Below are 6,478 nucleotides of genomic sequence, written 5' to 3' on the forward strand. Positions count from 1 at the left end.
GCGGGGTCCTGTGACAGACTCGGATCGGGAAGCAGATCCGGGATGACCGAGCGGAAAAGGCAGACGACGGCACCGAATCCCCGGCGCAGCCGCGGCGGCATACCGCGCGGCTTCAGCGCCGTGGTCATCGCCGTTGCAGTCCTGCTGGCCGCCGCCAGCGCCCTGATCTTCGCGCTGGTGCTCAATCTGCGCGGCGCCGATCGCGACCGCCTCAACCTGCAGGCGGCCGGGCTCAGCCACAGCCTGGCCGATACGGCGCAGCACCAGATCGACGTCGCCGACCTGCTGCTGCAATTCGGCGGCGCCGAGATCGGCGATCGCCTGCGGCACGGCCTGACTCCGAGCGATGCCATTGCCGGGGCCCTGGCCGAACGCGTCGCCATCTTGCCGCAGGTCGATGGCGTGCATGTCTATGACCAGGATGGCGTGCGGCGTTTTTCCGCCGGCAGCGCGACAATGCCGCTTGATGTCGCCTGGCATCCGGCCTTCGAGCGTCATCGCAACGGAACGCTCAGGCAGATTTCCGCCGGCTGGACCGACAGCGCGAGCAGCCTGTGGCTGAGCCGCCGCCTGACCGACCGGGATAATGGATTCAGCGGCGTGATCGTTGCCTCGCTGAATATCACCGGCGCCGAACTGCTGGACCCGAACTACCTTGGCCTGCCGATCTCGACCGCGGCGCTGGTGCACGAGCAGGGCCGCCTGATCGTCGGCTGGCCGCAGAATGAAGCCGCCGAGCTGGCGGGCCTGACCGGCTTCATCACCAGCGAACGCGGCCATGTCACCATCGACGACACGATCCTCTACTGGTCGCGGCTGTCCGGTTTTCCCATCAACGTCATGCTGCGGGTCGACCAGCATGCCGTCGACAGCAACTGGCAGCGCGCCGCGATCGGCTATGGCCTGCTGCTCGGCATCGCCATGCTCGGCGCCATCGCCGCATTATGGGCCACCTGGCGCCAGCTGCGCCGGCGGGCCGCGAGCGAGGCCCTGCTGCAGGGCATGATGGATAATCCGCCGATCATCATGGCCTTGCAGGATGCCCAGGGTCGCTACCTGATGGTAAACCGGCATTATGCCGAACAGATCGGTCGCCCCGCGCGGGAGCTGGTTGGCCGCCGCCCGAACGAGGTGTTCCCTGAGCCGATGGCGGCCGACTTCATGCGGCAGATCGACGCGACGCTGGCCGCCGGCAAACCCGTGATCTTCGACACCGAGACACGCGACAGGTCCGGCCAGCCCCGCAGCCACATCATCGTCCGCTTTCCGATCTATGGCGAACGACACAGGCTGCTGGCGGTCGGCAGCATCGCCACCGACATCACCGAACGCAAACAGCTGGAGGCGGCCCTGCGCGAACAGGCCGCCGAGCGCGAGCGGCTGGTCGAGAGTTATGCCCGCCAGCGCGAGGTGGCGGAAACCGCCAACCGGGCCAAGAGCGAATTCCTCGCCCATATGAGCCATGAGCTGCGCACGCCGCTGAACGCGGTGATCGGCTTCGCCGACATGATCGCCAACCAGATGCTGGGCCCGCAATCGCCGAAGTATTTCGAATATGCCGAGGATATCAGCCGCAGCGCGCATCACCTGCTGGGTGTGATCAATGACATCCTCGACGTGTCGAAGATCGAGAGCGGCAAGCTGGAGCTGGAGCTGGCGCCGCATTGGCCGCAGGACCTGGTGGATGACAGCCTGCGCCTGGTGCGCGGCCGCGCCCGCGAAGCCGGCCTGAAACTGGTCAGCCATCTGGCGCCCGGTTTGCCGCAGCTGCATGTCGACGCGCGCGTCATCAAACAGGTGCTGATCAACCTGCTGGGCAATGCGATGAAGTTCACGCCGAATGGCGGCACCATCAGCATCGAGGCCGGACGCGGCGCGGATGGCAGCGTGATCCTGACCGTCGCCGATACCGGCATCGGTATCGCGACGGAGAACCTGTCGCGCGTGTTCGAGCCGTTCTGGCAGGCCGATGCCGGCGTGCGGCGCAGCGAGGGCAGCGGCCTGGGCCTGAGCATCTGCCGCAAACTGATGGACCTGCATGGCGGCGACATCGCGGTCGCCTCGACGCCGCAGGAAGGCACCCGGGTTACGCTGACCTTTCCGCCCGCCTGCGTGATCGATCCGAATCCGGGGAGAGCTGCGCAATAAAAAACGGCGCGTCGTTGCAGCGACGCGCCGTTGCCTCAGCCCGCAGGCCGAGGGGATTTACTTGGCCGGCTTGACCTCGATCTCGCTGCCGGCATCGGCGGCCAGGCTGATCGTCGGCGACACCGACGGCTGGCGCGGCCTGCGATTGGCGATCTCGTCGTCGCGGCGCTGGCGATAGACGCTGCGCAGCGTGACGTAATAATCGAGCGAGGTCTTTTCCAGATTGTCGAGCGTGTCGAGCAGCTCGGCACGGGTATCGATGCCGGTCAGCGCCGTGCGGGCGTAGATCCAGCCCTCGCGGTCGGTGTTGCGCAGATACCAGTTGAGCGGATCCATCGCGGAGTCGGCGGCCAGGCCGGCGAGGTCGCGCGGATTGCTCGGGCCGATTACCGGGATGAACAGATACGGGCCTTCGCCGCTGCCCCAGGTGGCCAGCGTCTGGCCGAAGTCTTCGGTGTGCGGCGCGATGCCGAACCATTTGTCGGCGGCGTCATACACGCCAAGCACGCCCACCGTGGAATTGATGGCGAAACGTTGCAGCGTGTCGCCGGCGCGACCGGTCTCGCCCTGCATCAGGTCGTTGGCGAGGAAGACCGGCGTCTTGAGATTGAGCAGCGCGTTGCGCATGCCGGTGCGCAGCGGATCGGGCACCAGCCAAGTGTAGGCGAAGGCCGCCGGCTTGAGCAGGAAATGGTCGAGCACCTGATGGAATTCGAACAGGGCGCGATTCACCGGCTCGAGCGGATCATTGATCTCGTCATAGGCGGCGCGGCCGGCCGGATCGGCGGGCGGCGTGGCGCAGCCGCTCAGCACACCGCCGGCGAGAATGGCGAGGGCGGCAAGAGTCTTCCATTGAGGCAGGCGCTGGCCGGACGGGGGCAGGGCAACGGACATGGGCTTGGAACCTCTTATACTTCTGAACAATAAGCTTATCAGATATCTAGCCCGTCGGGGCAAGCCGAATCCCGGTTCCCCGTGACGGCGGCGGGCCGATCCCACGCCCGGCGGGTGTTTTTTCCAGCCCGGTGATGCAGTTCTGCAACAGGGCCAGCCAATCCAAATTGGAAAGGCTCCGCGGCGCGGTACAACCAGGACGGCGGGTCGACCAGATCACACCGGGCCGGATCACATAGGGCCGGAGACCACACCGGGCCGAGCAGACCCGGGGGCCGTCAGTGCAGGGCGGGGTCGGTCCCGGCCTCGGCGGCATCCTCGTCCGCATCCTCGGCCTCGACCGCCGGGATGGCATAGGCGCCCTTGAGCCAGCGGTTGAGATCCACATCGGCGCAGCGCGGCGAGCAGAACGGGGCGTGTTTTTCCGTCGCCGGCTTGCCACAGATCGGACAGGCTTTGGTGGCCACCACCGGAATCACAGCCCCAGCCGGCTGACGGCGAAGGATTCGCGGCGCCGGCCGGATTCCGGTTTCACCTGCACCACGGCGCCGATCTGGCGTTCCAGCTTCGTGCGCAATTCGGCATCGACCAGGGCGGCAACCTCCGGGGCGCAGGCGATTTCTAGCCTGCCGCCGCCCGGGCTGCTGGCGGCCTCGCGCCAGGCGCGGCGCAGCAATTCGGCCAGCACGGCGGGCAGCGAGGGCAGCCGGCCGTCACCATCGCAGGTCGGGCAGTTCTCGAACAGCCGGGCGGCCAGCGGCTCGCCGATCCGCTTGCGCGTCATCTCGACCAGCCCCAAAGCCGACATGCCGAGCACCTTGGTGGGCGCCGGATCGCTTTTCAGCGCATTGCGCAGGGCATTCACCGTCTGGGCGCGATAGGCGGCGTTTTCCATGTGCAGGAAATCGATCACCACGATGCCGCCGATGCCGCGCAGGCGAAGCTGGCGGGCGATTTCGACGGCCGCTTCCAGATTGATCTGCAGCGCCTGCTCCTCGAAGGCACGGCCACCGCGCGACGAGGCACGGCTGGAATCGACGTCGATGGCGGTCAGCGCCTCGGTCTCGCCGAACACGATGGCGCCGCCCGAGGGCAGCTCGACGCGCCGCCCGAGCGCGGCGGCGATATCGGCTTCGATCTCGAACAAGTCGAACAGGCCGGCGGGATCGCCGAAGCGTTCGAGCCGGGACACGTAATCGGGCGCATGCTCGAACAGCCAGGCGCGCGCCTCGGCAAAGCCGGCGGCGGCATTGACGCGGATGCGATCGAGCCGGGCGCCGACAAAGTCGCGCAGGGCACGGCCGACCGGGCCCATCTCGCGCCACAGCTCGGCCGGCGCGCCGGAGGCTTTACCGGCCTGGCTGCTGCGCTCCTCGATGGCGATCCAGCGCGAGCGCAGGCGCTCCAGGTCGGCGAACAATTCCTCTTTCGACACGCCATCGGCATTGGCGTTGACGGTACAGCCCATGCTCTTGCGGCGGTCTTCGCCATTGCGGCGCTCTGGCTCACGCTTGACCGGCTTGGCGACTCGACGGTCGCCGGCGCGGTGCTGCAGCCGCTCGCTCACCTCACGCTGCAACCGCGCGGTGACTTCCAGCGGCGTCTGGTCGGCCAGCGCCAGCAGACTCTGCATCACGGCGGCCAGCCGCATGCGCTCGGCATCCTGCGCAATGCGCTTGGTGACGCGCACGGCGGCATCGAAGGGGGTGAGCGAGAGGAACCGGCCCGGCAGGGCGATGCGGCAGGTGAGCTTGACGCCCTTCTCGCCGACCGGATCGCGGCTGACCTGCACCAGCACGGTTTCGCCTTCATGCAGGCATTGCTCGATCGGCTTGCCCCCGCTCTCCACGAGATCGTCGCGCCCGAGGAAGCCGTCGCGGCTGAGGCCGATATCGACATAGGCGGCCTGCAGGCCCTTTTCGATCCGGCGCACGCGGCCAAGGAAAATCGCGCCGAGCGCGGAATCGCGTTCGGGCCGTTCGAGATCGAGATGCACCAGGCGGTCGTCCTCGACCAGCGCGACGCGCGTCTCGGTCAGACCGACATCGATCAGCAGCTCATTGGCCATCGAATCAACTATAGCCGGTTTCCGGCCAGAGCGGGTAGCCGAAGCCGCCGAGCAGCTGGGCGGTTTCGGCCAGCGGCAGCCCGACCACATTGGAATAGGAGCCGCCAAGCCAGGCGACGAACATAGCGGCGCGGCCTTGGATCGCATAGCCGCCGGCCTTGCCCCGGCCTTCGCCGCAGCCGACATAGGCGGCGATCTCGGCCTCGTCCAGCCGTTTGAAGCGCAGAATGGTTTCGACCACGCGGGCGGCGCGGCGGCCATCGGGATGGATCAGGCACAGCCCGGTCAGCACACGATGCCGGCGGCCGGACAGCAGGCCCAGGCATTGCCGCACCTCGGCATCGGTTTCCGCCTTGGGCAGGATGCGCCGGCCAAGCGCCACCACGGTATCGGCGGCCAGCACCAGGGCGGCCGGGCTCTGCCGCGCCACGGCTTCGGCCTTGGCCAGGCTCAGGCGCGCGGCCAGGCTTCGCGGCAGTTCGGATTTCAGCGGGGTTTCGTCGAGATCGGCGGCGCGAATCTCAGCCGGCACGATGCCGATCTGGGCCAGCAGGTCGCGGCGGCGCGGCGAGGCCGAAGCCAGGACAAGGGGGGGCTGGACCAGCGGGACCGGAACGTGAGAAGCCTGCACGCGCGGGGTCCCGGCCATGGCAGCGCGGCTTACTTGAAGCGGAAGGTGATGCGACCCTTGGTGAGGTCGTAAGGAGTCATTTCGACCATGACCTTGTCGCCGGCCAGGACACGGATGCGGTTCTTGCGCATCTTGCCCGAGGTATGGGCCAGCACTTCATGGCCATTATCGAGCTTGACCCGAAACATCGCGTTGGGCAGCAACTCGTCGACCACGCCGGGAAATTCCAGCAATTCTTCCTTCGCCATTCAGCCTCTGTTTTTACGGTAGTCGCGCGCCCGGAAATGACGCGGCACGGGGTGCGCCGGTGAAGCGCGGGCGAGAACATGCGCGTGACGGGCCGGAAAATCAAGCGTAGCCCGGCCGCCGCCTGCCGCATGCCGGAACAAAATGCGAAAATATCGCGGCACTGTCAGTTGAAGGTAAGGCCGCCGGGATAAGGGGTTGGCATGTCATCCTTTCATGGTCCAGCCTCACCATGCTGCAAGACGCTGCCTCCAGACGCCCCGAGCCGCCCCGCATCACAGGCTGGTATATCCTGCTGCCGCTGCTGGCGGCGGCGGCATGCCCGATCTGCTTCTTCCTGTTTGATCAGCCGATCGCGCGTTTCTTCCGTTCCATTGACCACAGCATCCTGGTGCGCATGGCCGGGTATCTGACCGACCTGGGCCAGGCCGGATGGTATATCGGCGGCGCCGGCCTGCTGTATCTGGTCTGGCGCTACTGGCGGCCATCGC

7 protein-coding genes are annotated in these 6,478 nt (G+C 67.3%); 2 read left to right on the top strand and 5 right to left on the bottom strand.

The window, feature by feature from the left end; genetic code table 11:
- The first annotated feature begins 42 nt into the window (after window positions 1-42).
- Window positions 43-2,148, top strand: a complete 2,106-nt coding sequence (locus Q1J79_RS06780) for an ATP-binding protein (protein WP_300298332.1) — start codon at window positions 43-45, stop codon at window positions 2,146-2,148.
- 57 nt (window positions 2,149-2,205) lie between these two features.
- Here Q1J79_RS06780 and Q1J79_RS06785 read toward each other — a convergent pair whose 3' ends face one another.
- From Q1J79_RS06785 to infA, 5 genes are all read right to left on the bottom strand, one after another.
- Window positions 2,206-3,042, bottom strand: a complete 837-nt coding sequence (locus Q1J79_RS06785; protein ID WP_300298335.1) for a VacJ family lipoprotein — start codon at window positions 3,040-3,042, stop codon at window positions 2,206-2,208.
- A gap of 278 nt (window positions 3,043-3,320) precedes the next feature.
- The gene (yacG, locus tag Q1J79_RS06790) at window positions 3,321-3,509 is read right to left on the bottom strand and encodes a DNA gyrase inhibitor YacG (RefSeq protein WP_300298338.1); all 189 of its coding nucleotides are present in this window, start codon (window positions 3,507-3,509) and stop codon (window positions 3,321-3,323) included.
- An 8-nt stretch (window positions 3,510-3,517) separates the two neighbouring features.
- Window positions 3,518-5,110, bottom strand: a complete 1,593-nt coding sequence (locus Q1J79_RS06795; protein ID WP_300298340.1) for a ribonuclease E/G — start codon at window positions 5,108-5,110, stop codon at window positions 3,518-3,520.
- A gap of 4 nt (window positions 5,111-5,114) precedes the next feature.
- Window positions 5,115-5,759: a Maf family nucleotide pyrophosphatase gene (locus Q1J79_RS06800; RefSeq protein WP_300298343.1), complete on the bottom strand. Its 645-nt coding sequence runs from the start codon at window positions 5,757-5,759 to the stop codon at window positions 5,115-5,117.
- 11 nt (window positions 5,760-5,770) lie between these two features.
- Entirely contained in the window at window positions 5,771-5,989 is a 219-nt protein-coding gene (gene infA, locus Q1J79_RS06805) for a translation initiation factor IF-1 (protein ID WP_144067704.1), read from the bottom strand.
- A gap of 230 nt (window positions 5,990-6,219) precedes the next feature.
- Between infA and Q1J79_RS06810 the strand changes: the two genes are divergently transcribed.
- A partial coding sequence (locus Q1J79_RS06810; protein WP_300298346.1) for a hypothetical protein occupies window positions 6,220-6,478 on the top strand: 259 nt, incomplete at its 3' end.

It is taken from the genome of Ferrovibrio sp. (genome assembly GCF_029255545.1).
Lineage (GTDB): Bacteria > Pseudomonadota > Alphaproteobacteria > Ferrovibrionales > Ferrovibrionaceae > Ferrovibrio.

Coding starts and splice junctions, on each gene's coding strand:
- Q1J79_RS06780 (WP_300298332.1), top strand. CDS start 43: ATGACCGAGCGGAAAAGGCAGACGACGGCACCGAATCCCCGGCGCAGC.
- Q1J79_RS06785 (WP_300298335.1), bottom strand. CDS start 3,042: ATGTCCGTTGCCCTGCCCCCGTCCGGCCAGCGCCTGCCTCAATGGAAG.
- Q1J79_RS06795 (WP_300298340.1), bottom strand. CDS start 5,110: ATGGCCAATGAGCTGCTGATCGATGTCGGTCTGACCGAGACGCGCGTC.
- Q1J79_RS06800 (WP_300298343.1), bottom strand. CDS start 5,759: ATGGCCGGGACCCCGCGCGTGCAGGCTTCTCACGTTCCGGTCCCGCTG.
- infA (WP_144067704.1), bottom strand. CDS start 5,989: ATGGCGAAGGAAGAATTGCTGGAATTTCCCGGCGTGGTCGACGAGTTG.